Genomic DNA, 25,694 nt, shown 5'->3' with positions numbered 1-25,694 from the left:
CGATCCGGCGGTGTGTGGGCCGCTCAGCCGACCAGCGCGGGAGCCGTGCTGAACAGGAAGACCACGAAGGTGGCGAGCAGAAACCACGCCGCACCCTGCCACACCTGCCAGCGCCCACCCGCGCGCCAGACGGTGTAGGTCCGCCACAGCCCGCCGAGGGCGCCGACGCCGACGACGATCGGGGCGGCGACCACCAGTGCGGTGCGCAATCCGTCCGAGGACGCCAACGCGACGAGCAGCGTGGCCAGACCGAGGCCGATGACCACGATCCCGTAGGTGACGGCGGCGCGCAGAGTCGACGGCTGTGCTGGACCCGGTCCCGGGGGAGAACCGGGCGGACGGGAATCGGGTGGTGGGGGTGTGTCGTCGGGGGCCATCGACCTTCCGGACATCGGATCGCGGGAGATGTGAATCGGTCATCTCCGACCCTACGCTCCGGGCCGAAACCCGCAATGGTCAGGACTTTCTTCTCATTACCGGTGAGTTCGGACGTGGCAGGATGAACAGTGGAGGGTATGTCCACAGATGTTCGCGACAAAGGGAGATGACAAGACAATGAGCGCAATCCTCGTCGGCGTCGACGGGTCGGAAGCGTCGACCGACGCAGTCAAGTGGGCCGCGGCCGCCGCTCACCTCGAAGGACATGAGCTGAAGCTGGTCGGGGTCTACGACGCGAGCACGAGCGACTACGCGCCCGGCCTGATCATCCCGCAGGATGTCATCGACGCGATCCGCCAGGACGCCACCGACGCCGTGCATGCCGCCGCGGACGTGGCCAAGGCCATCGCCCCGGATCTGACGGTCCACGCCTCGATCGTCGACGGCGACGCCGCACGGGTGCTGCTCGAACTCGGCAAGGACGAGGCCGCGATCGTGCTCGGCACCCGCGGGCTCGGCAGCATCAAGGGGCTGTTCCTGGGATCGGTGAGCACCACCGTGGCCGCACACTCACGTGGACGTGTGGTGGTGGTCTGCGGGCCGTCGGAGCCGAGTGCGCCGGTCGTCGTCGGCATCGACGACACACCCGTCAGCGACAGCGCCGTCAAGGAGGCCTTCCGCCAGGCGTCGTTGCGCAACACCACGCTCATCGCGGTGCACACCTGGACCCCACTCGATGCCGATGCGCTGCACGGCTACGGCATCGACCCCGACGAGGTCGAGCGGATGTCGCAGGACGCCGTCGCCGCCCTTGCCGAGCGTCTGGCCGGATACAGCCAGGAGTTCCCCGACGTCGAGGTGGTGCGCGAGGTGCTGCCGGAAGAACCGGGCAAGGCCGTGTTGTCCGCGGCCGAGAAGTACAACGCCGGTCTCGTCGTGGTCGGTAGTCGTGGCCGCGGCGGATTCAAGGGCCTGCTCCTCGGCTCGACCAGCCAGAAGATCCTGCACCAGGCGCATCTGCCGGTGATGGTCGTCCGCAGCTGAGCCGAGTCGGCCCGGCACGGCTGCGGCGGGGATCGCCGCCCGGTCGGGCATGATCGGTTCCCATGGGCCTGAAGAAGATCGAGCTCTCCGTCGGGGAGCTCGCCCTGCGAGCCGGAATAGCCACGTCCGCGGTGCGGTACTACGAGGAGCAAGGTCTCATCTTCTCCCGCCGCACCGCGGGCAACCAGCGTCGCTATCACCGCGCGATGCTGCGCCGGGTGGCTTTCATCAAGGCCTCCCAGACCGCCGGGATCCCACTCGCGGTGATCGCCGAGGTACTCGGCGAACTCGGTGACTCCGAATCACCGTCGGCGGCCATGTGGGAAGCGGCGTCGAAACGCTGGATCGACGACCTCGATCACCGCATCGCACTGCTGGAGAAGATGCGCGACATGATCGGCTCGTGCGTCGGATGTGGTTGCCTGTCGTTGAGTGCGTGCCATCTGCTCAATCCCGGCGACGAACTCCACCGGCAGGGGCCCGGGCCGCGTCGGCTGCTCGAGGAATGAGACCACTCCCCGGCGGATGCACGAAGAGCCCGGCCTAGGGTGGACCCATGGCCGGAGGTTCACGGGTGGCCCTCGCCCTGGGCAGTGGAGGTGCGCGCGGGTACGCCCATATCGGGGTGATCGCCGAACTCGAGGCCCGCGGCTTCTCCCTCGTCACCATCGCCGGCTCGTCGATGGGCGCCCTCGTCGGCGGATTGCATTGTGCCGGTGGACTCGCCGAGTACGTCGACTGGATCAGCGGACTCAACCAACTCGACGTCATGCGACTGCTCGACGTGTCGCTGACCAAACCTGGCGGGGTCATCGGCGCCGAACGCATCGTCGCGCGCGTGCAGGACATCCTCGGCGACGTAGCGATCGAGGACCTGCCCATCCCATTCACCGCCGTGGCCACCGACCTCGATGCCGGCCGGTCGGTCTGGTTTCAGCGCGGGCGTCTCGTCGACGCGATCCGCGCGTCGATCGCGATCCCGGGCGTCATCGCACCCCATCTGCTCGACGGCCGGCTGCTCGCCGACGGCGGCATCCTCGACCCGCTGCCGGTGGCCCCGACCTCCGCGGTCGCCAGCGACGTCACCATCGGCGTGGTCCTCGACGGTGAGGGCGGCTCCGCGGCACGCGCGGCCCGAGAGACCAAGGCCAAGGGCGTCATCCGACGCAACGTCGACCCCATCCTGTCGAGCGAATTCGTGCGCTCGGTCCGCGACCGCATCGGTCTCGACCCGCACACCGACGCCCCGGACTCCGCCGACACCTCACCTGCGGGGACCGAGGACATCGGGCCTGCGGGAGAGGATCCGGGCGGTGACTCCACGACCGGTGAACCCAAGTCCGGTGAGCCCAAGACCGGTGAACCCAAGAGCATGGGCCGCATCGAGGTGCTCAGCCGGTCCCTCGACATCATGTCGATCGCCCTGACGCGACATCAGATCGCCGGGTATCCACCCGACATCCTCATCGAGATCCCGCGGAAGTCGGTGCGCACGATGGACTTCCACAAGGCATCGGAGATGATCGAGCTCGGCCGATCGAAGACCGCCGAGGCCCTCGACCGGCTGCCCGAACTCCCATGAGTGACCGCGGATGAGGCAGGTCCCCCGCGGAATCTGGGTGTTGCTGAGCGCCAATGTGGTCATCGCGCTCGGCTTCGGCCTGATCGCCCCGGCGCTACCGAGTTTCGCGCGCAGCTTCGACGTCGGCTACACCGCGGTGTCGGCGGTGGTGTCGGCGTTCGCGGTGATGCGTCTGCTGTTCGCCCCGACCACCGGACGGCTGGTCACGATGCTCGGCGAACGCCGAATCTATTTGTCCGGCCTGCTGATCGTCGCCGCGAGTACCTTCGCGTGTGCCTTCGCCCAGAGTTACGTGCAACTGCTGATCTTCCGGGGGCTCGGCGGTATCGGATCGACGATGTTCACCGTGTCGGCGATGGCGCTGCTGATCCGGTTGTCGCCCAACGATATCCGCGGTCGGGTGGCTGGGTTCTTCTCCGCGGGCTTCTTGATCGGCAACATCACCGGTCCGCTGGTGGGTGCGGCGCTGGTCGGGTTCGGGTTGCGGATGCCGTTCGTCGTGTACGCGGTCGCGCTGGTGATCGCGTCGTTGGTGGTGGCCACCCAACTCCGCGACAGTGGTGCCCCGCCCACCGAGACCGGACCGGCCCACGGGGTGATGACGCTGCGGGCCGCACTGCGCGACAGCGCCTATCGGGCCATCCTGGCGTCCAACTTCACCCAGGGCTGGGCGTCGATGGGTGTGCGGGTGGCGGTGGTGCCGCTGTTCATCACCGATGGTCTGGGTCAGGAGCCCGCGATGGCCGGTGTGGTGCTCGCGGTGTACGCCGTCGGCAACGTCGCCGCGATCCTGGCGGCCGGCCGCTTCTCCGACCGCTACGGACGCCGCAAGGTGATGCTGCCCGGATTGCTCATCATGGCGGTCTCGACCGCCGTGCTCGGATTCTCACCGAATATCTGGGTGGCCTTGGGGCTCTCGGTGCTCGCCGGCGTCGGCTCCGGGTTGTTCGCTCCGACCCACCAAGCCGCCCTGGCCGACGTGCTCGGTGCACGAAAACAGGGTGGATCGGCGCTGGCCGCGTACGGCATGTCGTCGGATCTCGGTGCCATCGGCGGGCCGGTGATCGTCGGATATGTCGCCGACAGAGTGGGATTCGGGCCGGCCTTCGTCTTCACCGCCGCCGTCGCGGCGTTCGCTTTCGTGATGTGGCTCTTCGCCCGGGAAACCGCCCCGGAGGTGCTCGGCGCACCGGCCAAGCTCACCGACCCGGAGACACCGGCCCCGCCCGACTAACGTATGAGGGCATGGCGAGGACCCCCGAATCCCCGACGCACACGGAATCCCGTGCGCAGCCCGGCCCGTCCGTCCTGGGCTGCACCACCGAGGTCGGCCGATTACGAGCGGTGATCATGCATCGCCCCGGCCCGGAGCTGGCGCGGCTGACCACCGCGAACGACGCCGAGTACTTGTTCGCGCGAGTTCCCGACCCGGCGCGCGCCCGCGACGAGCACGACGCCTTCGCCGACGCGCTGCGTGCCCGGGGCGTCGAGGTGGCGCTGCTCGGTGACCTGCTGACCGAGGCGATCGAACACAGTGGGGCGGCACGCATCCAGGGCATCTCGGCGGCAGTCGGGGTGCGCCGACTCGGCCCGCACCTCGTCGACGAGCTCAGCCGACACCTGCGGGCAATGCCGGCCGCGGATCTCGCCCGCGTACTCACCGCCGGGATCACCTTCGACGAACTGCCCGACATCAACGTGTCGACGTCGTCGTCGCTGGTGCGGCAGATGCATCGCGGTGACGAGTTCGCGATCGAGCCGCTGCCCAATCTGCTCTACAGCCGCGACAGTTCGTTCTGGGTGGGTGCGCGGTTCGCGATCTCGTCGTTGGCGCGTCGGGCGCGAGCCCGTGAGGCGTCGCTCGTCGACCTGATCTACGCCCATCACCCGCGTTTCCTGGGGGCGCGCCGCGCCTACGAGTCGCGGGTCGCGCCGGTGGAGGGCGGCGACGTCCTGTTGGTCGCCCCGGGTGTCGTCGCGGTCGGGGTGGGGGAGCGCACCACCCCGGCCGGCGCAGAGGCACTGGCCCAGAGCCTGTTCGCCGATGAGCTCGCCCACACCGTCCTCGCGATCCCGATCGATCGGACCGGGGTGTTCATGCATCTGGGAACGATGTGCACCATGGTCGACGCCGAGAAGTTCCTGGTACACCCGGTGATGGCAGAAGGCATGTCCGCCTTCGCCGTTCGCGCGGACGGAGCAGGTGGGGTGAGTGTGTCACCGGCGCGTCCGTTCGCCGACGCCGCGGCCGAGGCGATGGGTCGCGACAGCATCACCCTGATCGAACCCGATCTGGCCACCGGGGTGGCCGATCCCGGTCGGTGGAACGACAGCAGCAACACCCTCGCCGTCGAGCCCGGCGTCGTCGTGTCCTACCGCCACAACTCCGACACCAACCGACGGTTGCGGGAGTCGGGCATCGAGGTCATCGAGATCGACGGTTCCGAACTCGACGCCGGGCGAGGTGGCCCACGCTGCATGGCCTGCCCGCTCGCACGTGACGAGATCTGAGGCCTCCGTGACCACCGACCCCAACGTCCCCATCCACCTCGCAGGGCTGCTGCGCATCGATCCCGCCGCCGCGCGCCCGCCGTACGAGCAGATCCGGTTGGGCGTGATCGAGCTGATCGGGTCGGGGAAGATCTTGGTGGGGGCGCGGATTCCGACGGTGCGGGCCCTGGCGTCGGATCTGCACCTCGCGCCCAACACGGTTGCCCGCAGCTACCGCGAACTCGAGGCGGGCGGCGTCATCGAGACCCGTGGACGTCTCGGATCGTTCATCAAGGCCGGCCCCGACGCCCGGCTCGCGGCCGCCCAGAACACCACCGTCGAGCATGTGAAAAGCCTGCGTGAGCTGGGATTCGACGACGCGGCGATCCTCGACATGCTGCGGCGAGCGCTCGGTTGGAGTTGAAGTTCGCCAAGATTGTTGCTTGTGTGAATTGGTGCAAAAAGCCCAAAAAACCGCAACCGGAGCGCGAGTGTCGCTGGATCCGACGGTGTTCGGGGTCACTGCCGCGATCGTCATCGGGTTCGTCGCCTGGGGCCTGATCGGTCCCGACAGCCTCAACACGGTCAGTGACACCGTCCTCGGATGGATCACCACCAATCTCGGCTGGCTGTTCGTGTTGGCGGCCACCGGGTTCGTGATCTTCGCGGTGTATCTCGCGGTCAGCAAGTACGGACGCATCCCGCTCGGCGCCGACGACGAGAAGCCCGAATATCGCACGGTCAGCTGGATCGCGATGATGTTCAGTGCCGGAATGGGCATCGGCCTGATGTTCTTCGGTTCCTACGAGCCGCTGTTCCACTTCGTCGACGCGCCACCGGAGATGACCGCCGCCGACGTGCGCACCGCCATGGCAACGACGATGTTCCACTGGGGTTTTCACCCGTGGGCGATGTACGCGGTGGTCGGTCTGGCCATCGCTTACGGCACCTACCGGTGTGGGCGTACCCAGTTGATCAGCTCGGTGTTCGCGCCGCTGCTGGGTTCGCGGACCAACGGTCCGATCGGCAAGATCATCGACATCCTCGCGATCTTCGCGACCCTGTTCGGGACCGTTGCCTCGCTGGGACTCGGTGCGCTGCAGATCGGTTCGGGGATCAGCAAGGTCGGCTGGCTCGACAATCCGGGCACGATGCTGTTGGTGGCGATCGTCGCGATCCTCACCGCGTGCTTCGTGGCGTCGGCGGTGTCGGGGATCGCCAAGGGCATCCAGTGGCTGTCCAACATCAACATGGTGTTGGCGCTGATCCTCGCGGTCTTCGTCTTCGTGGTCGGCCCCACCGTCTTCATCCTCGATCTGCTGCCGACCACCCTCGGCGCCTACCTCAACGATCTGCCGTTCTTCTCGGCGCGCTCGGGCGCCACCGTCGACGCCGACGGTCAGCAGTGGCTGGCCGACTGGACGATCTTCTACTGGGCGTGGTGGGTGTCGTGGACCCCGTTCGTCGGGATGTTCCTGGCCAAGATCTCCAAGGGCCGGACGATCCGCGAATTCGTCATCGGCGTCATGGTGGTGCCGGTGGTGGTGTCGCTGCTGTGGTTCTGCATCTTCGGCGGCACCGCGATCCGGGAGAACATGGACGGCGTACTGCCGTTCGACCCGGCCACCGCCGCCAGCGAGGACACTCTGTTCGACGTGCTGGCCAACCTGCCGTGGACGGGTATCGCCTCGGCGCTGGTGATGATCCTCGTCGCGATCTTCTTCGTCTCCGGCGCCGACTCGGCGTCACTGGTGATGGGCACGCTCTCCGAGCGCGGCACCCACGAGCCACGCCGGGTGACGACCGTGTTCTGGGGTGTGCTGACCGGTGCCGTCGCCGCGTTGCTGCTCGCGATGGGCGGCGACGATCCCGACCACGAAGCACTCAACGGCATCAAACAGATGGCGATCATCGCCGCGCTGCCGTTCGTCCTGGTGATGATCGGCATGTGCGTCTCGCTGTACATGGATCTGCGGCGTGACCCGCTGATCGTGTCGCGTCAGATCCTCGCCGGACAGGTCGACGACCACATCCGCAAACAGGCCGAGGTGATCAGCACCGGGGAGATGCCGGTCGCCGATGCTTCGGACGTGCAACTGCCGTCGGCCCTCGCCGGGTTTACGCCCGACGACGTGAACCGGACTTCCGGCAACGACGGGTAGAGACGACCTGGCGACCTGGCCTCGCGAGCCGGCCTATGCAGGGCGGTCGGGTTCGGGTAGGTGGGCCGACTCATGGGTTGCCACGTCGAGGCGTGACACGGCGGTGTCAGCGATCCGACGCAACGTTGCCGCGTTCTCGCCGAGGCGGCTCCGTTGGATCAATCCCTGTGACAACGTCACGAATTCTGCGGCGAGGTCGGCGATCCAGGGGATGTGCGTGGTGGTGTCGCCGACAAGATCTCGGTGGAGTCGGCGGTCGACGTGTGTCTCGAGCTGCCGTGTCGTGGAGGCGATCGGCCCTGCAACCTCGGGCATCTGATCGATGAGGCCGATGCTGTTGAGCATCAGGCAGCCTCGCCGTCCGGGCTGGTCGACACAATCGCAGATGATCATCTCCAGGTACGCTCGCAAGCTCGTCCGGGGATCGCCCGTCCGGCCGTCCATGGCCTGTCCCACCGACGATTGCAGATCGCGGCAGTACCGGGTCAGTACCGCCAGGTAGAGGCTCTTCTTGGAGCCGTAGGCGGCGTAGATGCTGCCGTTGCCGACTCCGCAATCACGCGAGACGTCCTCGATGGAGGTCGATGCGTATCCGTGACTCCAGAACCGTTCACGTGCCGCGTCGAGTAGAGCGGTCTCGTCGAAGCTGCGTGGCCGTGCCATGGACCTGAGTCTAGGACCTCGGTGCACAGACCACGCCTGGTGGAGTGCGATGACGTTCTGCCACAACTACCTTCGTCCGACCTGCCGGGGAGTCCGGCGACCGACTTCCCGTCGTTCATGGTGTCGCAACTGGAATGGCCAGGAGGCGATTTTGGATCTATCATTCCAGAATGGGTGATGAACTCCGGTCGGCGGATACACGCACGGTGGTTCTGGTGGGATTCGATGACGTGCTGCTGTTGGATCTGAGTGGTCCAGCTGAGGTCTTCGTCGCGGCAAATCGGCAGGTAACTGGAGCGTACGAGCTCAAGGTCGTCTCGGCGGTCGGCGCGGTCACCACGTCGATCGGAGCGTCGCTGACAACCAGCCCGATTATGGAATCAAGAATTCTCGACACCTTGATCATTCCCGGTAGTGCGGTCTCGCCCGACCGCTTCGTCGTGCCGGAGCTCGTCGACACCGTCAGCGAACTCGCCTCACGGGCCCGTCGGGTCGCCTCGGTGTGCACCGGCGCTTTCGTGCTTGCGGCCGCGGGGCTCCTCGATGGCCGTCGGGCCACTACGCATTGGAAGTACACTGCGGAACTCGCACGACGATATCCGTCGATCACGGTTGCCCAGGACGCCATCTTCGTGTGCGACGGCAGCACCTACAGCTCTGCCGGCGCCACCGCCGGTATCGATCTGGCCCTGTCGTTCGTGGCCGATGATCTCGGAAGCGAGATTGCCGATCGGATCGCGCGCGACCTCCTGGTGTACACCCAGCGGCGGGGACATCAGTCGCAGATCTCTCCGGTGTGCGCCGGACCGGTCAGCGGACTCGACCTCATTCGACAGGTGATCGATCGCGTGCGGGCCGACCCCGCCTCGCCGCACACCGTCCGAACCATGGCTGCCGCAGCCAATCTCAGTGAGCGTCAGCTGACCAGGATCTTCCGGCAGGAGTTGCAGACAACTCCCGCAAGCTATGTGGCCGACCTTCGTTTCGAGATCGCCTGCGATCGGCTCCGCGGTGGATACGATCTCGCCGCGGCGGCGTCCGGCGCAGGATATTCCAGTGCGGAGATCATGCGGAGGGCCTTCGTCGCTCGGATCGGCATCTCGCCCAGCGCTTTCGCCCGACAGGTCCAGACCGGGTCGAGCACACCGCAGGCTCTGCCCGCGCGCCATGTCGCAAACCGGGGGATTTCGGTCCCGTCTGGTGTGGGTGGGAGAGCCTCCACAGGGTGAATACTGTTGGTAGTGACGCGATTCGAGGAACCGTTGTCACGTCGCGGGCGTCATCGAACCGGGCGCACACCCGCGCGATGAGCGAGTGCATCGACACCCATCTCACGAGGAGAATTCATGCCTACCATCACCACCAAGGACGACGTCGAGATCTTCTACAAGGATTGGGGCAGTGGACAACCCATAGTCTTCAGTCACGGCTGGCCGCTGTCGTCCGACGATTGGGACGCACAGATGATGTTCTTCGTTCGCCGGGGATTTCGTGTGGTCGCCCACGATCGTCGAGGACACGGCCGATCGCAGCAGGTCGCCGACGGTCACGACATGGATCACTATGCCGATGATCTCGCGGCTGTCGTCGAGCACCTCGAACTCACCGATGCGGTGCACGTCGGCCATTCCACCGGCGGTGGCGAGGTCGTTCACTATCTGGCGCGGCACGGACAGGACCGCGCCGCCAAGGCGGTGTTGATCAGCGCGGTACCACCGATCATGGTCAAGACAGAGAGCAACCCCGACGGCCTGCCCAAGGAATTCTTCGACGATGTGCAGGAGCAGGTGGCGACTCGTCGCGCGGACTTCTTCCGCGAATTCGCCGAAGGTCCGTTCTACGGGTACAACCGCCCGGGTGCAGAACCCAAAGAAGGCATCATCGCCAACTGGTGGCGGCAAGGCATGGCCGGAGGTGCCAAGGCACACTTCGACGGCGTGGTGGCGTTCTCGCAGACCGATTTCACCGCCGACCTCCAAGCGGTGACACTGCCCGCTCTGGTCATGCACGGTGAAGACGATCAAGTGGTGCCTTATGCCGATTCGGGTCCGTTGTCGGCGCAACTGCTACCGAACGGAACGCTCAAGAGCTATCCGGGTTATCCGCACGGCATGCCCACCACGCACGCCGACGTCATCAACAACGATCTGCTGGAATTCATCACGTCGTGACACACCAGGAGGTCTGGCTGCTCAGCCCCAGCTGGGCAGCCAGATCTCCTGCCGCCACATCGTCGGCGAGATGGGGGAGGCGGTCAGGATCGGCCACAGCCAGACGAAGTTGGCGACGACGAGCCCCACATAGAGGGCGACGACGATGACCGCGAGCGCCTGTCTCTCCGGTCTGGTGCCCGGCACGGCGCGTCGCGATCCGCGCAGGATGTCGCCGCAGGCCAGGGCCAATCCCATCACCAGGAACGGCGCGAGCACCGTCGCGTAGAAGAAGTACATCTGACGGTCGAGTTCGATGAACCACGGCAGATAACCGGCAGCGTAGGCGGTGACGACCGCGGCGTAGCGCCAGTCGCGTCGCACGAACCACGACCACATGCCCCAGAGGAGCATGGGTACCGACAACCACCACATCGCCGGTGAGCCGATGAGCATCTGCGCGCGGACACATTCCCCGCCGCCACATTGGTCGGGTCCGTTCTCCAGGGCATAGAGCATGGGCCGCAGGCTCATCGGCCACGTCCACGGTTTGGATTCCCACGGGTGGTGGTTGCCCGCCGAGTTGGTGAGATGCTCGTGGAAGTTCAGGACACCGGCCTCGTAGTACCAGAGTGAGCGCCACGCGCCGGGCAACCATGACCACGTGCCGCCGGTGCCGATGGTGTTGCCGACCTGATAGCGGTACACCGACGTCTCGCTGGAGAACCACGGGATGAACGTCGCCAGGTAGATGGCGATCGGCATCACCGCAAGGCTCATGCCCGCCGGGACGACGTCGCGACGCAGCGTGCCCAGCCACGGGCGATGCACGTGATAAGCCTTGCGGGCGGCGACGTCGAAGCCCACCGACAGCAGCCCGAAGAAGATGATGTAGTAGATCCCCGACCACTTGGTGCCGCAGGTCAGCCCGAGCATGACGCCCGCGGTGAAGCGATACCAGCGAAATCCCAGGCGCGGGCCGAACACCGAATCGTGAATGCGGCCTTCCAGATACACCTTGTGCATACGGGCCCGCACCTGGTCGCGGTCGGCGATCAGCGCGGCGAAGGTCGCCACGACGAACAGTGCCTGGAAGATGTCGAGCATGCCCAGCCGTGACTGGACGACGAGCACACCGTCGCAGATCGCGAAGATCCCGGCGATTGCACCGATCAGGGTGGATCGGGTCATGCGTCGTACGACGAGGTAGATCATCACCACGATCGCGATGCCCGACAGCGCCGAGATCACACGCCACCCGAGCGGGGTGTAGCCGAACATCGCCTCGCCGGCAGCGAGCAGCCATTTGCCGACCGGTGGATGCACGACCAGCCCGTAGGCCGGGTTGTCCTCGATCCAATTGCCGCCGGTGAGGACCTGCCAGCCCTGCGGGACGTAGTGCTTCTCGTCGAAGATCGGGGTGCCGTCGTCGGTCGGCGTGTTCAGCGACCAGAAGCGTGTGATCGTCGCGAGCAACGTGATGACCAGGCCGACGATCAGTCCGCGAACGCGATCGGGAGCGCCGAACACCGGCGTCGGGATCTCCGGACCGGGTCGTGGCGCGGTCGGGTGCGCCGACGCTGTGATCTCGGCGCTGAGGTGTCGGTCGCGCTGGGCGACGTCGCCGGCGGTGAGGGTCACTCGTCCGATCGTAATGGTCGCCGGACAGCGACCGGCCAGGCCGTAGGCTTGCGGGATGACTTCGCCGTTGCCGGCGGGTGCCCTGGTGCTCGCGGCCACCCCGATGGGCCGATACGACGACGCGTCACCTCGCCTGGTCGAGGCCCTGCGCACCGCCGACATCGTCGCCGCCGAGGACACCCGCCGCGCCCGCGCGCTCGCCGCCGGGCTGGAGGTGACCATCGCCGGTGAACTCATCAGCTACTACGACCAGGTCGAGGCCGCGCGCACCCCGCGCCTCGTGGAGGCCATCGCCGCCGGTTCCACGGTGCTGCTGATCACCGACGCCGGCATGCCATCGGTCAGCGACCCCGGCTATCGCATCGTCGTGGCCTGCGCCGACGCCGGACTGCAGGTGACCGCACTGCCCGGGCCGTCGGCGGTCACCACCGCGCTGGCGGTGTCGGGGATGCCGTCGGAACGGTTTTGCTTCGAGGGGTTCGCGCCGCGCAAGTCCGGGGCGCGCCGCGACTGGCTGGGCGCGTTGCGCGACGAGTCACGCAGCGCCGTGTTCTTCGAATCGCCGCACCGACTTGCCGACTGTCTCGCCGACGCCGTCGAGGTTCTCGGCCCGGAGCGCCGCGCGGCGGTGTGCCGTGAGCTGACCAAGACCTACGAGGAGGTGCGGCGCGGAACGCTCGCCGAACTGGCCGCGTGGGCCGCCGGCGGTGTCAAGGGGGAGATCACCGTGGTGGTGGCCGGTGCCGTCGCAGGCGACCCCGACCTCGACGAACTCGTCGCCCGCGCAATAGCACTCACCGACGACGGAATGCGTTTGAAAGATGCGTGTGCGCAGGTCGTCAAGGGCACCAACGCCTCTCGACGCGACGTGTACGAGGCGGTGCTGGCGGCGCGGTCACCGGACTGATCGCGAGGTCGGACGTCAGGCTTGTGCGGAGATGATGCTGGCCGCCTTGTCGAGGCACTCCTGCCATTCACGCTCGGGGTCGGAGTCGATGGTGATGCCGCCGCCGACGCCGAGCCCGAGCCCGCCGTCGGGGGAGATCTCGACGGTGCGGATGGCCACGTTGAGATCCAGGAGCGAATCGGGTCCGGCGAGACCGACTGCACCGCAATACACTCCACGCGCCGACGATTCCCACTCCGCGAGCAGCTCGCGCGCCCGAAGTTTCGGGGTGCCGGTGACCGAGGCCGGTGGCCAGGTGGCGTCGAGCAGTCGCGAGGTGCCGACGTCGGGTGCCACGATGGCCTCCACCCGCGAGACCAGATGCCACACACCGGGTGCGGGGACGACCGTGAGCAGGTCGGCGACCCGCACCGATCCGGTGACCGCGACGCGCCCGAGGTCGTTGCGGACGAGGTCGACGATCATGATGTTCTCGGCGATGTCCTTCGTCGACGCCGACAACACGCTCGGGTCGGCGTCGGCGGCGATGGTGCCCTTGATCGGCGACGACGAGACGATGTTGCCGGTGCGGCGCAGGAACGTCTCCGGTGAGAAGCTTGCGACCGCACCCCAATCACCCTGCAGGAAGGCCGATTTGGCCGGTCGGGTCGCACCGGTGAGGTCGAGGTAGAACTCCAGTGCCGACCCGTCGAGGTGGCCGGTGAATCGGGTGCACACACACGCCTGGTAGATGTCGCCGGCGCGGATCGCCTCCAGACACTTCTCGATGGCCTCCACGTGGTGGGCGTGGTCCGGAGGTGTCCACCGTGCCGACCACCGCGACCCCGAGCGTATCGACCCCGAACAGAGCATGTTCCCGCCGACCCGCCCCAGCGCGGCGTCGTCCATCGCCCGGGTCACCCAGTCGGGCTGCGGTGAGCCATTCACCGACACGTGTCGCCACTGCCCGCTGCGCAGCACCAGTAGATGCTCGGTGAGTCCGCCCGCACACGACGGCAACGTGGCCGCAGGCGCGTAGGAACCGCCGAAACCGCAGTAGCCCAACCAGAATCGGTCGGTGCGGTCGGGTGGGCCCGCCCCGGCGCGAATCTCGATCGACGGCGCGATCACCGCGTCGGCATCCCACCAGTCGCCGATGAGTGCCGCCGGACCGGGCACGCCCTCTTTTGTCGCAGCGTGCCGCAACGACCGCAGGACGTCGAGCGCGGTGGCCGTCATGCCGGAACGATCACGCCTCGTAACGAGGGAAAACCGGTGTGGGCTTGGGCAGTTCGGTTCCCGGCACCAGTCGCTGCGCGACGGCCGCGAAGTCGCGGTGGTCGCCGACGCGCAGCAGATCGAGCAGTGTGCCGCAGGCCGTCGGCATGACCGGCTGGGCCAACAGGGCCACCACACGCACGACCTCGGCGCACGCGTAGAGCACGGTGCCGGTGCGCGCCAGATCGGTCTTGGCCAGTTTCCACGGTTCCTGTGCGGAGATGTAGCGGTTGGTCTCGGCCAGCGTCGTCCACAGCGTCTCGAGACCGAGATGAATCGCCTGGGCGTCGAAGTGCTCACGCATCTTCGGTAGCAATTCGTCTGTGGCCGTGAGCAATCGCCGATCGTCCTCGGTGAACTCGGCCGGAGCCGGCACCGCGCCGTCGAAGTACTTGCCGATCATCGAGAGGGTGCGCTGGGCGAGGTTGCCGAATTCGTTGGCCAGGTCGGCGTTGATCCGCGACACGATCGCCTCCGCCGAGTACGACCCGTCCTGCCCGTAGGACACCTCGCGCAGGAAGAAGTACCGCACCGGATCGAGACCGAACTCGTCGATGAGGTTGTCCGGGTCGACGACGTTGCCGACGGACTTGCTCATCTTCTCGCCGCGGTTGAACAAGAAGCCGTGGGCGAACACACGTTTGGGCAGCGGCAGGTCTGCGCTCATCAGGAACGCCGGCCAGTACACGCAGTGGAAGCGGATGATGTCCTTGCCGATGATGTGCAGATCGGCCGGCCAGTACCGTTCGTAGGTGGCCTCGTCGTCGGGAAAACCCGCACCGGTCAGATAGTTGGTCAGCGCGTCGACCCACACGTACATGACGTGATCGGGATGCCCGGGCACCGGCACACCCCAGTCAAAAGTGGTGCGCGACACCGACAGATCGGTCAGCCCACCCTTGACGAAGCTCACCACCTCATTGCGCCGCACGTCGGGCCCGACGAACTCCGGATGGCTCTCGTAGAGGTCGAGCAACTTGTCCTGATACGCCGACAGCCGGAAGAAGAAGCTCTGCTCCTCGGTCCAGGTCAGGACGTGACGGGTGTCGGTGGCCACGCGCTGCCCGGCGTCGTCGACCTCGGTGTCGCCCTCGGCGTAGAACATCTCGTCGCGCACGTCGTACCACCCGGAGTACGTGTCGAGGTAGATGTCGCCGGCGTCGACCATGCGCTGCCAGATCGCCGCCGAGGCCCGTTTGTGGTCCTCGTCGGAGGTCCGGATGAAGCGGTGATAACTCGAACCGAGACGGTCCTGCAACTCCTGAAAACGGTCGGAGTTGCGGTTGGCGAGTTCCGCGGTCGGGATGCCCTCCTTCTCCGCGGTCTGCTGCATCTTCTGCCCGTGCACGTCGGTGCCGGTGAGGAAGCGCACGTCGAAGCCGTCGAGCCGCTTGAACCGGGCCAGCGCGTCGGCGGAGATGTACTCGTAGGCGTGCCCGATGTGCGGTGCGCCGTTGGGGTAGGCGATCGCGGTGGTGAGGTAGTACGGGCGGCCCGCTCCGTGCGAGGCGGTCGCGTCGGAGGTGGGGGCGTCGGTGCTGGTCAGGTCACTGGGCATAGTGATGACAGGATACGGGGTCGCTCCCGGCCACAGCCCACCCCGTCACGCTCTGGTCAGCGCGAACGTCGGCGAATCGCGTGGCTCCCGGTGGCTGGTACGCGGTGTACGAATACAGCTTCCACCGCAGCGGGGTACCGACCCCGATTTTCGGCTGTTTTCGCCCGATTCCGTGGAAGTTGTATTCGTACGGCCGGCTCAGGCTCTGGGCTCCGGGACATGGGCGTGCCGCCAAGTCCCCGGCCGGTCGCGGATGACCGGTGCGATTCGGACATCACCCGATACCCTGGCCCCATGGTGATGGCTGATCGTCCCGGGGTCGCAACCGCATCGGCGCCGGTGACCGCGTTGACCATGGTCGGTTTGGCCGACAGCATGCTCAACGGCCTGGCCCGCGTGCCGTTCCGCCGGTTCTGGCAGGGGCCGGGCGGACTACTCGACAACGTGGGGCAGTCGGTGACGCGTCAGGCCGTGCGCTCGTTCATGGGCTACATCGTCGGCCTGCCCATCGAGGAGTTCCGGTCGATGGAGAAGGTGCTCGACGAACTGTGCCGGACGGTCATCCCACCGTTCATCCACCTCACCGACGACGTCGAGGTCACCGACGACGAGATCAACGGGGTGCCCGGACTGTGGGTGCGGTCGCGGGCGAGTTCGGATGCCTTCGTCGACGACGACGAGCAGAAGAAGACCATCGACGGCACCATCCTCTACCTGCACGGCGGCGGTTACATCGGGACCACCCCGATGATGTACTCGGCCTTCGCCGCATCCCTGTGCAGCGGCACCGGATGCGAGGTCTTCATCGCCGACTACCGGATGGCACCGGAGTTCCCGTTCCCCGCCGGCGTGCACGACGCCGCCGATGTCTATCGCGGACTGCTCGAACGTGGCGTCGACGCCGATCACCTGGTCATCGCCGGTGATTCGGGTGGCGGCGGGTTGGCGACCTCGCTGGTCACCTATCTGTCGGAGATCGGGTCGCCGCGCCCGGCGGCTCTGGCGCTGTTCTCCCCGGAGGTCGATCTCGATCTCGACCACCCGTCGATCACCGACAACGCCAAGACCGACATCCTGCCGTGGAATGTGCCGGTCACGCCGTATCTGCACGGCGTCTCACCCGATGACACGCGGGTGTCGATGACGAAAGCCGAACCGGACGCGCAATGGTTCCCGCCGACCTTCGTGACGTGGGGTGCCGACGAGATGTTCCGTGACCCCATCCGCGAGTTCGTGGAGACCCTGCGCGCCGCCGACATCGAGGTCATGTCGCTGGAGGAACGCGGGATGTTCCACGTCTTCCCGATCCTGATGCCGTGGGCGGAGAGCTCGCACAAGGTGTACCGCGAACTCGACGAGTTCGTCGACCGCCACGTCACCCCCGACCCGGCCGCCGCGCCCACGCACTGACGAGCGCTCCGCCGGCGGGGCGAACCCACCGAGAAGCGGTGTCGCGTGCGTGGCGCCTAGGCTGGCCGCATGGTGATGGCTGATCGTCCCGAGGTAGCGACCGCATCCGGACCCGTGAGCGCGCTGGCCGTGGTGGGTCTGGCCGAGAGCATGCTCAACGGACTCGCCCGGGTCCCGTTCCAGAAGCCGTGGAGCGGTCCCGGTGGCCTCCTGGACAACCTCGGACAATCGGTGACCCGACAGACGATCCGCGCGTTCATGGGCTATTCGATGGGCCTGCCGATCGAGGAGTTCCGCTCGATGGAGAAATTCATCGACGACATCTGCAAGATCGTGCTCCCGCCGGTCGTCGGCCTGGCCGGCAAGGTCGAGATCGTCGCCGACGAGATCGCCGGGATTCCGGGGATCTGGTGTCGCGCCAAGGATTCGACGGACTCCTACGTCGACGACGCCGAGCAGAAGAAGGCCATCGACGGCACCATGCTGTATCTGCACGGCGGCGGCTACATCGGTACCTCACCGATGATGTACGCCGCGTTCGCCGCCGCCCTCGTCCGTCTCACCGGGTTCGAGATCTTCATCGCCGACTACCGGATGGCGCCGGAATTCCCGTTCCCCGCCGGCGTGCACGACGCCGCCGACGTCTATCGCGGGCTGCTCGAGCGCGGGGTCGACCCCGCGCATCTGGTGGTCGCCGGGGACTCCGGCGGTGGCGGGCTCGCCACCTCGCTGGTGGCCTACCTGCGCGATCACGATCTCCCCAAACCAGCTGCGCTGGCCCTGTTCTCACCGGAGATCGACCTCGATCTCGACCACGATTCCATCGTCGAGAACGCGCCGTACGACATCCTGCCGTGGAGCATCCCGGTCGCGCCGTACCTGCGCGGGGTGCAGCCCAACGACGACCGGGTCTCGGCGGTCTACGGCCATCCCGACCCGGAGTGGTTCCCGCCGACGTTCGTCTGCTGGGGTGAGGTGGAGATGTTCCGTGACGGCATTCGGCAATTCGTCGAGAACCTGGAAGCCGCGGGGGTACCGGTGACCGGGAGGGAGGAGCGTGGCATGTTCCACGTCTTCCCGATCCTCATGCCGTGGGCGGAGTCGTCCAAGCGGGTGCTGCGTGAACTCGGCGAGCTCGCCGACCGCTACGTCATCTCGGATCCGCAAGCGGCCCAGACGCACTGACGGTAACGACAAGTTCGGGGGCCGCCCGGGCGCTCACATCTGACGGCGGTAGGGCTCGCATCCCGGCGGGGCCTTGGGCGGCTCACGCAGGGCGATCTCCGGGATCGACATGGTGACCGGTGTGCCCTCGGTGAGGGTGAACTTGTCACCGTGATGCGCGAGGTCGATGTCGGGTCCCGAGAGCAGGCGATACGTCGCCGAGCTCTTGTCGATGGCGACCAGCATCTTGGAGTCGCGCACCGTCATCCGGAACGACAGGTAGTCCAGTCGTGTCGGCAGTCTCGGCGCGAACGTGATGTTGCCGCCGAAGTCGCGCATGCCGCCGAACCCGGCCACACAATCCATCCATGCTCCGGCGAGCGCTGCGATGTGCAGACCGCTCGCGACGTTGTCGTGCAGATCGTGCAGGTCGGTGAACACCGATTCGACGAGCAGATCGTAGGAGAGGTCGGGGTAGCCGACCTCGGCGGCGGTGACCGCCTCACAACACGCCGACAACGACGAATCCCGCACCGTCAGTGGGTAGTAGTAGTCGAAGTTCCGCAGTTTCTGTTCCGGGGTGAAACTCTCGCCGAACAGGTACATGGCGAATACCAGGTCGGCCTGTTTGACGACCTGTTTGCGGTACAGCTCGTAGTACGGATAGTTCAGCAGCAGAGGGTATTTGCCGCGTGAGGCCTCGAAATCCCATGCCCCCAGCAGGGTGAACGCCTCGCATTGCTGGTGCACCCCGAGCGCCTCGTCATAGGGCATCACCATGTCGTCGGCGCAGGCTTCCCAGTGCGCCGACTCCGCGTTGGTGACCCCGAACTGCTGCGCCAGATCCGGACGTCGGTGCACCGCGGCCACCGCATCCCGAAGATTCTGTTGCGCAGCGAGATTGGTGAAGATGTTGTTGTTGACCACGGCGGTGTACTCGTCGGGTCCGGTGATGCCGTCGATCCGGAAGTGGCCGTTGACGTCGTGATGTCCGAGGCCGGCGAACAGGCGGGCGGTCTCCACGAGGATCTCGACGCCGCATTCGGTTTCGAACTGCTCATCGTGCGTGGCGCGCAGATACCGGCCGGTCGCATTGGCGATGTCGGCGCTGACGTGCACGCCCGCGGTGCCCGCAGGCCAGTAGCCCGAACACTCGTCGCCGTTGATCGAACGCCACGGGAACATCGCGCCGCGCTGGGCGAGTTCGGCGGCGCGCGCCTTGGCCTTGTCCATGGTGGCGTGGCGCCAGCGCAACTCCTCGCCGGCTGCCGCGGGCACCGTGTACGTCAGCATCGGCAGGATGAAACTCTCGGTGTCCCAGAAGGTGTGGCCGTCGTAGCCGGGGCCGGTGAGGCCCTTGGCCGGGATCGCGCGCGACTGGCCGCGCGCGCCTGCCTGGAGCACGTGGAACAGGGCGAACCGGATCGCCTGCTGTAGTTCGGGATCGCCGTCGAGCTCGATGTCGGCGTCGCGCCAGAAGTCCTCGAGGTAGGCGGCCTGGTTGGACTTCAACGATTCCCAGCCGGTCTCCATCGCCATCGCCAGCGCGGCGTCGACCTGTGCGCGCAGGGCGGGCACCGAGCGCCGCGCCGACCAGCCGTACCCGATGTACTTGGTCAGGCTCAGCCGGGTGCCCTCGGGGACGTTGGCGGCCACCGTCAGTCGCGCGAGATCGCCGTCGGCGCGAATGAAAGTGTCTGCGCGATCCGGGAATTCGATCTGGTGGTCCATGCCGGCGGCCATGTGCAGGCCCGAGCGTTTGGTGTGGTGGACCAGGATGCCCCAGTAGTTGCGGCAGGTTGCGAGGTCCGAGACGAGCGGCTGATCGAGTGCGGCCGCCAGGCGCGGATCGTTACCCGGTGTCGGAATCGGTTCGTTGGCAAGCAGATCCGACTGCAGCACCAGCTTCATGTCCTCGCCGACCGGCTCCACCTCGTAGTGGATCGCTGCGATGGTGCGCTTGGTGAACGACACCAGTCGCTCGGACTTGATGCGCACGGTCCGGCCGGTCGGGGAGGTCCACAGGGTGCTGCGCCGCAGCGTGCCGGTGCGGAAGTCGAGCACACGTTCGTGCTCCTCCGTGCGACCGTAACGCAGGTCCATCGGCTCATCCTCGACGAGCAGCCGGATGATCTTGCCGTCGGTGACGTTGACCACGGTCTGCCCGGATTCGGGGTACCCGTAACCACTTTCGGCATACGGCAGGCCCCGCTGCTCGTAGAAACCGTTGAGGTAGGTGCCCGGATGATCGACTGGCTCACCCTCCTCGAAGGTGCCGCGCAACCCGATGTGTCCGTTGGACAGTGCGAAGAGGGTCTCGGTGCGTCCGAGCATGTCGATGTCGAGTCCGCGCCAGCGCAGTTGCCATGGGTGGACGTCGAATCCGTAGGCGTTGTCGGAGGTGCTCATGCGGGGAGTAACTCCTCGAGATCGTTGACGACGATGGACGCCCCGGCCGTGGTCATCGACGCGGCCTGGGTGCCCCCGACCCGGTCGATACCGACGACGTAGCCGAAATGACCGGCGGCACCGGCCTGGACTCCGGAGATCGCATCCTCGAAGACCGCGGCGGCGGCGGGTTCGACGCCCATCCGCTGTGCTCCGAGAAGATACGAATCGGGGGCGGGTTTGCCGCGCAGACCCGCGGCCGCGGTCTCGAGACCGTCGACGCGAACCTCCACGAACTTCGACAGATCGGCGGCGTCGAGCACCGCGGCACCGTTCTTCGACGAGGTCACCACCGCGATCCGCAGACCGGCATCCTTGGCGGCCTGCAGATAGCGCACCGACCCCGGATACGGGTTCACCCCATCACGTTCGAGGCTGGCGAGGAACATCTCGTTCTTACCGCCGCCGATCGACTCGACGGTCGCGTCGTCGACGTCGTCGATCCCGCGGCTGGCGAGGAAGGCACGCACACCGTCGTCGCGCGGACGGCCGTCGACATGGTCGAGGTAGTCCTGCTCGGTGAACGGCGTGAACCCCTCGCCGTCGCGCTGAAGAAGGTAGGCATCGAACGCCGCCTTCCATGCGTGGCGATGCAGGACGGCGGTACTCGTGAGGACACCGTCGAGATCGAAGAGCGCGACGGTGACGTCATCTGGCAAACCCAACACGAGTGGCCACGCTACCCGTCTGTGGCGGCTGGGGCGCGCTATGCGAGCGACGCGGATCCGCGGGGTGTCGCGCAGGTGCACAAATGTGTGGACGCGCGCGACGCGAATGATGAACCATGAGGCCATGTCTCGTGATGTCGTACAGTCCCGCCGCTTCGCCCAGGTCGATGTCTTCGCGTCCCAACCGGTCTCCGGTAATCCAGTGGCGGTGGTCGTGGACGCCGACGGGATCAGCGACGAACAGATGGCGGCGTTCGCCCGATGGACCAATCTGTCGGAGACCACCTTCCTGCTGCCGCCGACCGACCCGGACGCCGACTACCGGCTGCGGATCTTTACTCCCGGCTCGGAGATGCCCTTCGCCGGGCATCCGACGCTGGGGTCGGCGCATGCGTGGCTCGCCGCCGGGGGTGTCGCCGCGGGCGACGACATCGTGCAGGAGTGCGGTGTCGGACTGGTCCGCGTCCGACGGACCGACGGACGTCTCGCCTTCGCGGCGCCGCCGCTGAGTCGCTCCGGGCCGGTCGCCGACGACACCCGCGCCGAGGTGACCGCGGCCCTCGGCGTGGACCCGCGGCACGTACTCGCCGCCGAATGGGTGATCAACGGGCCGCGGTGGATGGTGTTGCAGCTCGATTCGGCGCAGCGCGTGCTCGAGGTGACCCCCGACTTCGCCGCGCTCGGCGATCACGAGGTGGGGCTCGTCGGCGCCCACACCGAGTCCACCGCCCCCGACACCGATGTGATGTTCGAGGTCCGCGCGTTCGCACCCGGCGACGGCATCCCCGAGGACCCGGTCACCGGCAGTCTCAACGCGGGCATCGCGATGTGGCTGCGCAGCGCCGGTCTCGCGCCGTCGACCTATGTGGCCGCACAGGGAACGGTCCTCGGCCGGTCCGGACGCGTGCACGTCACCGACGACGGGGACAACATCTGGATCGGCGGCGAGAGCACGACCGTCATCACCGGCAGCGTCGACCTGTAGGCAGACCGGTAACTCCGACCCCCGGTAACCCCGACCCCGGTGCGCCGAGCCCTACAGTTGGCCCCATGACCGACGCCGACAGCGCCCTCCACACCGCCGACAGCGCTCATCACTCCGCCGACAGCGCCCTCCACACCGCCGACAGCGCTCATCACTCCGCCGACAGCGCTTCGCTGAAGGTCGAGAGCGCCAAGGCGGCCAAGAAGCGGCGTCGTCGGGAGCCGCCGCCGGACCCCGAGCCGCTGCCGGGACTGGTCGACGCACACACCCATCTCGCCGCCTGCGGTGGGCGGGACGCCGACTCGGTCCGGGCCATCCTCGATCACGCCGAGACGGTGGGCGTCGGACAGGTCGTCACCGTCGCCGACGACATGATCGACGCGCGCTGGGCCCTCGACGCCGCGCACTGGGACGACCGGGCGTTTGCCGCGGTCGCACTGCATCCCACCCACGCGGGTGAACTCGACGATGCGGCGCGCGCCGAGCTCGAACAGATGGCCGCCGATCCGCGGGTGGTGGCGATCGGTGAGACCGGCCTCGACTACTACTGGCCCGGCAAGTCCGAGTCGGCGGCGTCGCCGGAGGTGCAGAAGGAGGCGTTCGTCTGGCACATCGATCTGGCCAAGCGGATCGGCAAGCCGTTGATGATCCACAATCGGGAGGCCGACCACGACCTTCTCGACATCCTGGCGGCCGAGGGCTCACCGGACGCCGTGATCATGCATTGCTTCTCCGGTGACCGGAACGTTGCTCGCGAATGCATAGATCGCGGCTACTTTCTGAGTTTTGCTGGAACTGTGACATTTGCCAATGCGGGCGAGCTGCGTGAGGCGGCTCACCTGGTGCCCGACGGGCAGATCCTCGTGGAGACCGATGCACCGTTTTTGACCCCGCATCCCTACCGTGGCCAGCCGAATCAGTCCTATTGCCTGCCGTACACGGCGCGACTGCTCGCCGATGTCCGTCGAACGGACGAGCACACGATGGCGCAGACGCTCGGCGACAACGCGCGACGCGTGTATCGGCTGTCTTTGCAGTAATCACCCCTGCTCGTTATCGTATTGTGATCCGTCGCCACGGCGGTGGTTTGTTCCTCGGGATGTGGGCCCTCGGGCCGGTCCGGGACGACCACCTCGCGCCGGTGTCGGGGGATGACCACGTCGTCGATCAGGATGCTTGACCTTGTCTGTTTTCGCGAGAATCCACACGTTGGAGTCGATGCGCGCCCGCATCGCCATCGGGGCCGTGCTCTGCACCGTCGCCGCGGGCGGCGTGATGGGCGTGACGATGCACAAACACGTCACCATCGATGTCGACGGCCAGAAGATCCAGGTCGCCACGATGACGATGAACGTCGACTCGTTGCTCGAGTCGCAGGGCTACCAGCCGGTCAGCGGCGACATGGTGTCGCCGTCCCCGGATTCGTCGTTCTCCGACGGCCAGACGATCACCTTCCACCGCAAGAAGCAGGTCGTCCTCGATGTGGAGGGCGAGAAGCGGGTCGTCGAGACGACTGCGGTCAACGTGAACCAACTCCTCGCCCAGCAGGGGCTCGCACACGGCGCCGACCAGGCGAACTTCAACGCGAACGGGCCGATCCCGGTCAACGGCGCGGTCGTCGACGTCACGCTCCCCAAGAAGCTCGTCATCATCGACGGCGGGGTGCCCTCGATCAAGTCGGTGCCCGCCGACACCGTGTCGCAGGCCCTCGAGACCATCGGTGCGCCGCTGCAGGACGCCGACAAGGTCACCCCGGCCGCCGACGCGAAGGTCACCGACGGCACGGTCATCAACGTCACCCGCATCCGCACCACCGAGACCACGGTCGAAGAGGACGTCAATGCTCCCGACGTCACCCAGGACGATCCGACCCTGATCAAGAATCGCCGCGTCGTCGTCAAGCCCGGCAAGCCGGGCCGTGCGAAGGTTCAGTACGAGGTGACCACCGTCAACGGCAAGATCACCAAGCGCGTGAAGATCGGCCAGGACGTGCTCACCCAGCCGGTCGCGGCCACCGTTCGCGTCGGAACCAAGCCGGGCGCACCGTTCGTGCCGTTCGGTTCGGTGTGGGATGCGCTGGCCCAGTGTGAATCGACCGGTAACTGGGCGATCAACTCCGGCAACGGTTTCTACGGCGGTATCCAGTTCGACCAGAACACCTGGGATCGCTGGGGCGGTCAGGAATTCGCACCGCGCCCGGACCTCGCCACCCGTGAGGAGCAGATCGCGATCGCCGAGAAGACCCAGGCCGCACAGGGCTGGGGTGCGTGGCCGTCGTGCTCGTCGCGGCTGGGGCTCTGATCTGACCGCCGACGACGCGCCTGCGCATTCGCGCCTACTCGGTCCGGCTCAGATCCGGGCTCTGGCAACCGAACTGGGCGTTCGCCCAACCAAGACCCTCGGGCAGAATTTCGTCCATGACGCCAACACGGTGCGACGTATCGTGGCCGCATCCGGTGTCGGCGCCGACGACGTCGTGCTCGAGGTCGGTCCCGGCCTCGGCTCGCTGACCCTGGCCCTACTCGGCACCGTCTCACGCGTGATCGCCGTCGAGATCGACCCGGTCCTGGCCGCGCGCCTTCCCGCCACCGTGGCGGAGTACGCGCCGTCCCGGTCGGCTGCGCTCGACGTCGTCACCGCCGACGCGATGACGGTGCTCGCCGACGACTTGCCCGCCGCGCCCACCGCGCTCGTGGCGAATCTGCCCTACAACGTCGCGGTCCCCGTGCTGCTGTACCTGCTTGCGCAGTGCCCGACGCTGCAGACCGCCCTGGTGATGGTGCAGGCCGAGGTCGCCGACCGCCTCGCCGCCGGACCGGGCGGCCGCATCTACGGCGTCCCGAGCGTCAAGGCCCGCTACTTCGGTGACGTGTCGCGGGCGGGTGCGGTAGGCCGCAACGTGTTCTGGCCGGAACCCAAGGTGGAATCCGGACTGGTTCGCGTACAACGACATTCACGCTACTCCGACGATCCCGCGGTGCGGGCGAAGGTGTTCGCCGTCATCGACGCCGCCTTCGCGCAGCGCCGCAAGACGATGCGCTCGGCGCTGGCCGGGTGGGCCGGCTCGGCGGCCGAGGCGGAGCGTCGGCTGCGTGCCGCCGGCATCGACCCGCAGATCCGTGGCGAGAAGCTCGACGTCGACGACTTCGTCCGGTTGGCGCAGGTCCCGTCAGGCGACTGAGCGCAC

The 25,694-nt window shown here is 67.2% G+C and carries 23 protein-coding genes; 16 read left to right on the top strand and 7 right to left on the bottom strand.

From position 1 onward, the window contains the following. Positions 1-23: 23 nt before the first annotated feature. The gene (locus QNM97_RS17095; protein WP_283819528.1) at positions 24-377 is read right to left on the bottom strand and encodes a hypothetical protein; all 354 of its coding nucleotides are present in this window, start codon (positions 375-377) and stop codon (positions 24-26) included. A gap of 178 nt (positions 378-555) precedes the next feature. Here QNM97_RS17095 and QNM97_RS17090 point away from each other — a divergent pair, with 178 nt between their 5' ends. The 7 genes from QNM97_RS17090 to QNM97_RS17060 all read left to right on the top strand — a co-directional run bounded on the left by QNM97_RS17090 (position 556) and on the right by QNM97_RS17060 (position 7,656). Then, the gene (locus QNM97_RS17090) at positions 556-1,422 is read left to right on the top strand and encodes a universal stress protein (protein WP_283819527.1); all 867 of its coding nucleotides are present in this window, start codon (positions 556-558) and stop codon (positions 1,420-1,422) included. Between the two features lie 62 nt (positions 1,423-1,484). After that, entirely contained in the window at positions 1,485-1,931 is a 447-nt protein-coding gene (gene soxR / locus QNM97_RS17085) for a redox-sensitive transcriptional activator SoxR (protein ID WP_208794972.1), read from the top strand. A 47-nt stretch (positions 1,932-1,978) separates the two neighbouring features. Continuing rightward, positions 1,979-3,004 (top strand): patatin-like phospholipase family protein, encoded by a 1,026-nt coding sequence (locus QNM97_RS17080; protein WP_283819526.1) that lies wholly within the window; start codon positions 1,979-1,981, stop codon positions 3,002-3,004. A gap of 10 nt (positions 3,005-3,014) precedes the next feature. Beyond that, positions 3,015-4,238, top strand: coding sequence for an MFS transporter (locus QNM97_RS17075; protein WP_283819525.1), 1,224 nt, complete (start codon positions 3,015-3,017; stop codon positions 4,236-4,238). Positions 4,239-4,249: 11 nt separating this feature from the next. Beyond that, complete coding sequence (locus tag QNM97_RS17070; protein WP_283819524.1) at positions 4,250-5,515, top strand: arginine deiminase; 1,266 nt, start codon at positions 4,250-4,252, stop codon at positions 5,513-5,515. Positions 5,516-5,522: 7 nt separating this feature from the next. Then, complete coding sequence (locus tag QNM97_RS17065) at positions 5,523-5,918, top strand: GntR family transcriptional regulator (RefSeq protein WP_283819523.1); 396 nt, start codon at positions 5,523-5,525, stop codon at positions 5,916-5,918. 73 nt (positions 5,919-5,991) lie between these two features. After that, positions 5,992-7,656: a BCCT family transporter gene (locus QNM97_RS17060; RefSeq protein WP_283823234.1), complete on the top strand. Its 1,665-nt coding sequence runs from the start codon at positions 5,992-5,994 to the stop codon at positions 7,654-7,656. Positions 7,657-7,689: 33 nt separating this feature from the next. Here QNM97_RS17060 and QNM97_RS17055 read toward each other — a convergent pair whose 3' ends face one another. Next, entirely contained in the window at positions 7,690-8,319 is a 630-nt protein-coding gene (locus QNM97_RS17055) for a TetR/AcrR family transcriptional regulator (protein WP_283819522.1), read from the bottom strand. Positions 8,320-8,489: 170 nt separating this feature from the next. Here QNM97_RS17055 and QNM97_RS17050 point away from each other — a divergent pair, with 170 nt between their 5' ends. Together QNM97_RS17050 and QNM97_RS17045 are read left to right on the top strand one after the other, a co-directional pair. Next, the gene (locus QNM97_RS17050; protein ID WP_283819521.1) at positions 8,490-9,548 is read left to right on the top strand and encodes a GlxA family transcriptional regulator; all 1,059 of its coding nucleotides are present in this window, start codon (positions 8,490-8,492) and stop codon (positions 9,546-9,548) included. A gap of 117 nt (positions 9,549-9,665) precedes the next feature. Next, a complete protein-coding gene (locus QNM97_RS17045; RefSeq protein ID WP_283819520.1) occupies positions 9,666-10,490 on the top strand; it encodes an alpha/beta fold hydrolase in 825 nt (274 codons plus the stop codon). 21 nt (positions 10,491-10,511) lie between these two features. Here QNM97_RS17045 and QNM97_RS17040 read toward each other — a convergent pair whose 3' ends face one another. Beyond that, on the bottom strand, positions 10,512-12,056 hold the full coding sequence (locus QNM97_RS17040) for a dolichyl-phosphate-mannose--protein mannosyltransferase (RefSeq protein ID WP_283823233.1): 1,545 nt from the start codon (positions 12,054-12,056) through the stop codon (positions 10,512-10,514). 109 nt (positions 12,057-12,165) lie between these two features. On the opposite strand from QNM97_RS17040, the gene rsmI reads away from it, so the two are divergent. Beyond that, positions 12,166-13,017: a 16S rRNA (cytidine(1402)-2'-O)-methyltransferase gene (gene rsmI, locus QNM97_RS17035; protein ID WP_283819519.1), complete on the top strand. Its 852-nt coding sequence runs from the start codon at positions 12,166-12,168 to the stop codon at positions 13,015-13,017. Between the two features lie 15 nt (positions 13,018-13,032). Here the strand turns inward: rsmI and QNM97_RS17030 are convergent, their stop codons facing one another. Together QNM97_RS17030 and metG are read right to left on the bottom strand one after the other, a co-directional pair. Then, positions 13,033-14,235, bottom strand: a complete 1,203-nt coding sequence (locus QNM97_RS17030; protein ID WP_283819518.1) for an aminodeoxychorismate synthase component I — start codon at positions 14,233-14,235, stop codon at positions 13,033-13,035. 10 nt (positions 14,236-14,245) lie between these two features. Then, positions 14,246-15,832, bottom strand: coding sequence for a methionine--tRNA ligase (metG, locus tag QNM97_RS17025; RefSeq protein ID WP_283819517.1), 1,587 nt, complete (start codon positions 15,830-15,832; stop codon positions 14,246-14,248). A gap of 294 nt (positions 15,833-16,126) precedes the next feature. Here metG and QNM97_RS17020 point away from each other — a divergent pair, with 294 nt between their 5' ends. Continuing rightward, the gene (locus tag QNM97_RS17020) at positions 16,127-17,242 is read left to right on the top strand and encodes an alpha/beta hydrolase (RefSeq protein WP_283819516.1); all 1,116 of its coding nucleotides are present in this window, start codon (positions 16,127-16,129) and stop codon (positions 17,240-17,242) included. 69 nt (positions 17,243-17,311) lie between these two features. Beyond that, positions 17,312-18,427 carry an alpha/beta hydrolase gene (locus tag QNM97_RS17015; protein ID WP_283819515.1) on the top strand — a complete coding sequence of 372 codons (1,116 nt, stop codon included), beginning with the start codon at positions 17,312-17,314 and terminating at the stop codon, positions 18,425-18,427. A gap of 33 nt (positions 18,428-18,460) precedes the next feature. Here the strand turns inward: QNM97_RS17015 and QNM97_RS17010 are convergent, their stop codons facing one another. After that, entirely contained in the window at positions 18,461-20,815 is a 2,355-nt protein-coding gene (locus tag QNM97_RS17010) for a glycoside hydrolase family 65 protein (protein ID WP_283819514.1), read from the bottom strand. Continuing rightward, on the bottom strand, positions 20,812-21,522 hold the full coding sequence (locus QNM97_RS17005; protein WP_283819513.1) for an HAD family hydrolase: 711 nt from the start codon (positions 21,520-21,522) through the stop codon (positions 20,812-20,814). The genes QNM97_RS17010 and QNM97_RS17005 overlap by 4 nt, the downstream gene beginning before the upstream one ends. 106 nt (positions 21,523-21,628) lie before the next feature. Here QNM97_RS17005 and QNM97_RS17000 point away from each other — a divergent pair, with 106 nt between their 5' ends. From QNM97_RS17000 to rsmA, 4 genes are all read left to right on the top strand, one after another. Further along, entirely contained in the window at positions 21,629-22,507 is an 879-nt protein-coding gene (locus QNM97_RS17000; RefSeq protein ID WP_283819512.1) for a PhzF family phenazine biosynthesis protein, read from the top strand. Positions 22,508-22,572: 65 nt separating this feature from the next. Beyond that, on the top strand, positions 22,573-23,547 hold the full coding sequence (locus QNM97_RS16995; protein WP_283819511.1) for a TatD family hydrolase: 975 nt from the start codon (positions 22,573-22,575) through the stop codon (positions 23,545-23,547). Positions 23,548-23,725: 178 nt separating this feature from the next. Beyond that, positions 23,726-24,808, top strand: coding sequence for a resuscitation-promoting factor (locus tag QNM97_RS16990; RefSeq protein WP_283819510.1), 1,083 nt, complete (start codon positions 23,726-23,728; stop codon positions 24,806-24,808). Beyond that, positions 24,771-25,688: a 16S rRNA (adenine(1518)-N(6)/adenine(1519)-N(6))-dimethyltransferase RsmA gene (gene rsmA / locus QNM97_RS16985; protein ID WP_283819509.1), complete on the top strand. Its 918-nt coding sequence runs from the start codon at positions 24,771-24,773 to the stop codon at positions 25,686-25,688. Before QNM97_RS16990 ends, rsmA begins: the two co-directional genes overlap by 38 nt. Positions 25,689-25,694: the final 6 nt, after the last annotated feature.

This window comes from Gordonia sp. L191 (genome assembly GCF_030077625.1).
GTDB classification, from domain to species: Bacteria; Actinomycetota; Actinomycetes; order Mycobacteriales; family Mycobacteriaceae; genus Gordonia; species Gordonia polyisoprenivorans_A.
Note: the sequence above shows the minus strand (reverse complement) of the source record. Positions and strands in the feature narration are given on the sequence as shown.

What these genes read in the sequence shown, in the direction of transcription:
- QNM97_RS17015 (WP_283819515.1), top strand. Translation starts at nt 17,312, where the DNA reads ATGGTGATGGCTGATCGTCCCGAGGTAGCGACCGCATCCGGACCCGTG.
- QNM97_RS17020 (WP_283819516.1), top strand. Translation starts at nt 16,127, where the DNA reads ATGGTGATGGCTGATCGTCCCGGGGTCGCAACCGCATCGGCGCCGGTG.
- metG (WP_283819517.1), bottom strand. Translation starts at nt 15,832, where the DNA reads ATGCCCAGTGACCTGACCAGCACCGACGCCCCCACCTCCGACGCGACC.
- QNM97_RS17070 (WP_283819524.1), top strand. Translation starts at nt 4,250, where the DNA reads ATGGCGAGGACCCCCGAATCCCCGACGCACACGGAATCCCGTGCGCAG.
- QNM97_RS17050 (WP_283819521.1), top strand. Translation starts at nt 8,490, where the DNA reads ATGGGTGATGAACTCCGGTCGGCGGATACACGCACGGTGGTTCTGGTG.
- QNM97_RS17090 (WP_283819527.1), top strand. Translation starts at nt 556, where the DNA reads ATGAGCGCAATCCTCGTCGGCGTCGACGGGTCGGAAGCGTCGACCGAC.
- rsmI (WP_283819519.1), top strand. Translation starts at nt 12,166, where the DNA reads ATGACTTCGCCGTTGCCGGCGGGTGCCCTGGTGCTCGCGGCCACCCCG.
- QNM97_RS17030 (WP_283819518.1), bottom strand. Translation starts at nt 14,235, where the DNA reads ATGACGGCCACCGCGCTCGACGTCCTGCGGTCGTTGCGGCACGCTGCG.
- QNM97_RS16995 (WP_283819511.1), top strand. Translation starts at nt 22,573, where the DNA reads ATGACCGACGCCGACAGCGCCCTCCACACCGCCGACAGCGCTCATCAC.
- QNM97_RS17010 (WP_283819514.1), bottom strand. Translation starts at nt 20,815, where the DNA reads ATGAGCACCTCCGACAACGCCTACGGATTCGACGTCCACCCATGGCAA.
- QNM97_RS17075 (WP_283819525.1), top strand. Translation starts at nt 3,015, where the DNA reads ATGAGGCAGGTCCCCCGCGGAATCTGGGTGTTGCTGAGCGCCAATGTG.
- QNM97_RS17055 (WP_283819522.1), bottom strand. Translation starts at nt 8,319, where the DNA reads ATGGCACGGCCACGCAGCTTCGACGAGACCGCTCTACTCGACGCGGCA.
- QNM97_RS17045 (WP_283819520.1), top strand. Translation starts at nt 9,666, where the DNA reads ATGCCTACCATCACCACCAAGGACGACGTCGAGATCTTCTACAAGGAT.
- QNM97_RS17000 (WP_283819512.1), top strand. Translation starts at nt 21,629, where the DNA reads ATGATGAACCATGAGGCCATGTCTCGTGATGTCGTACAGTCCCGCCGC.
- soxR (WP_208794972.1), top strand. Translation starts at nt 1,485, where the DNA reads ATGGGCCTGAAGAAGATCGAGCTCTCCGTCGGGGAGCTCGCCCTGCGA.
- QNM97_RS17080 (WP_283819526.1), top strand. Translation starts at nt 1,979, where the DNA reads ATGGCCGGAGGTTCACGGGTGGCCCTCGCCCTGGGCAGTGGAGGTGCG.
- QNM97_RS16990 (WP_283819510.1), top strand. Translation starts at nt 23,726, where the DNA reads ATGCGCGCCCGCATCGCCATCGGGGCCGTGCTCTGCACCGTCGCCGCG.
- QNM97_RS17095 (WP_283819528.1), bottom strand. Translation starts at nt 377, where the DNA reads ATGGCCCCCGACGACACACCCCCACCACCCGATTCCCGTCCGCCCGGT.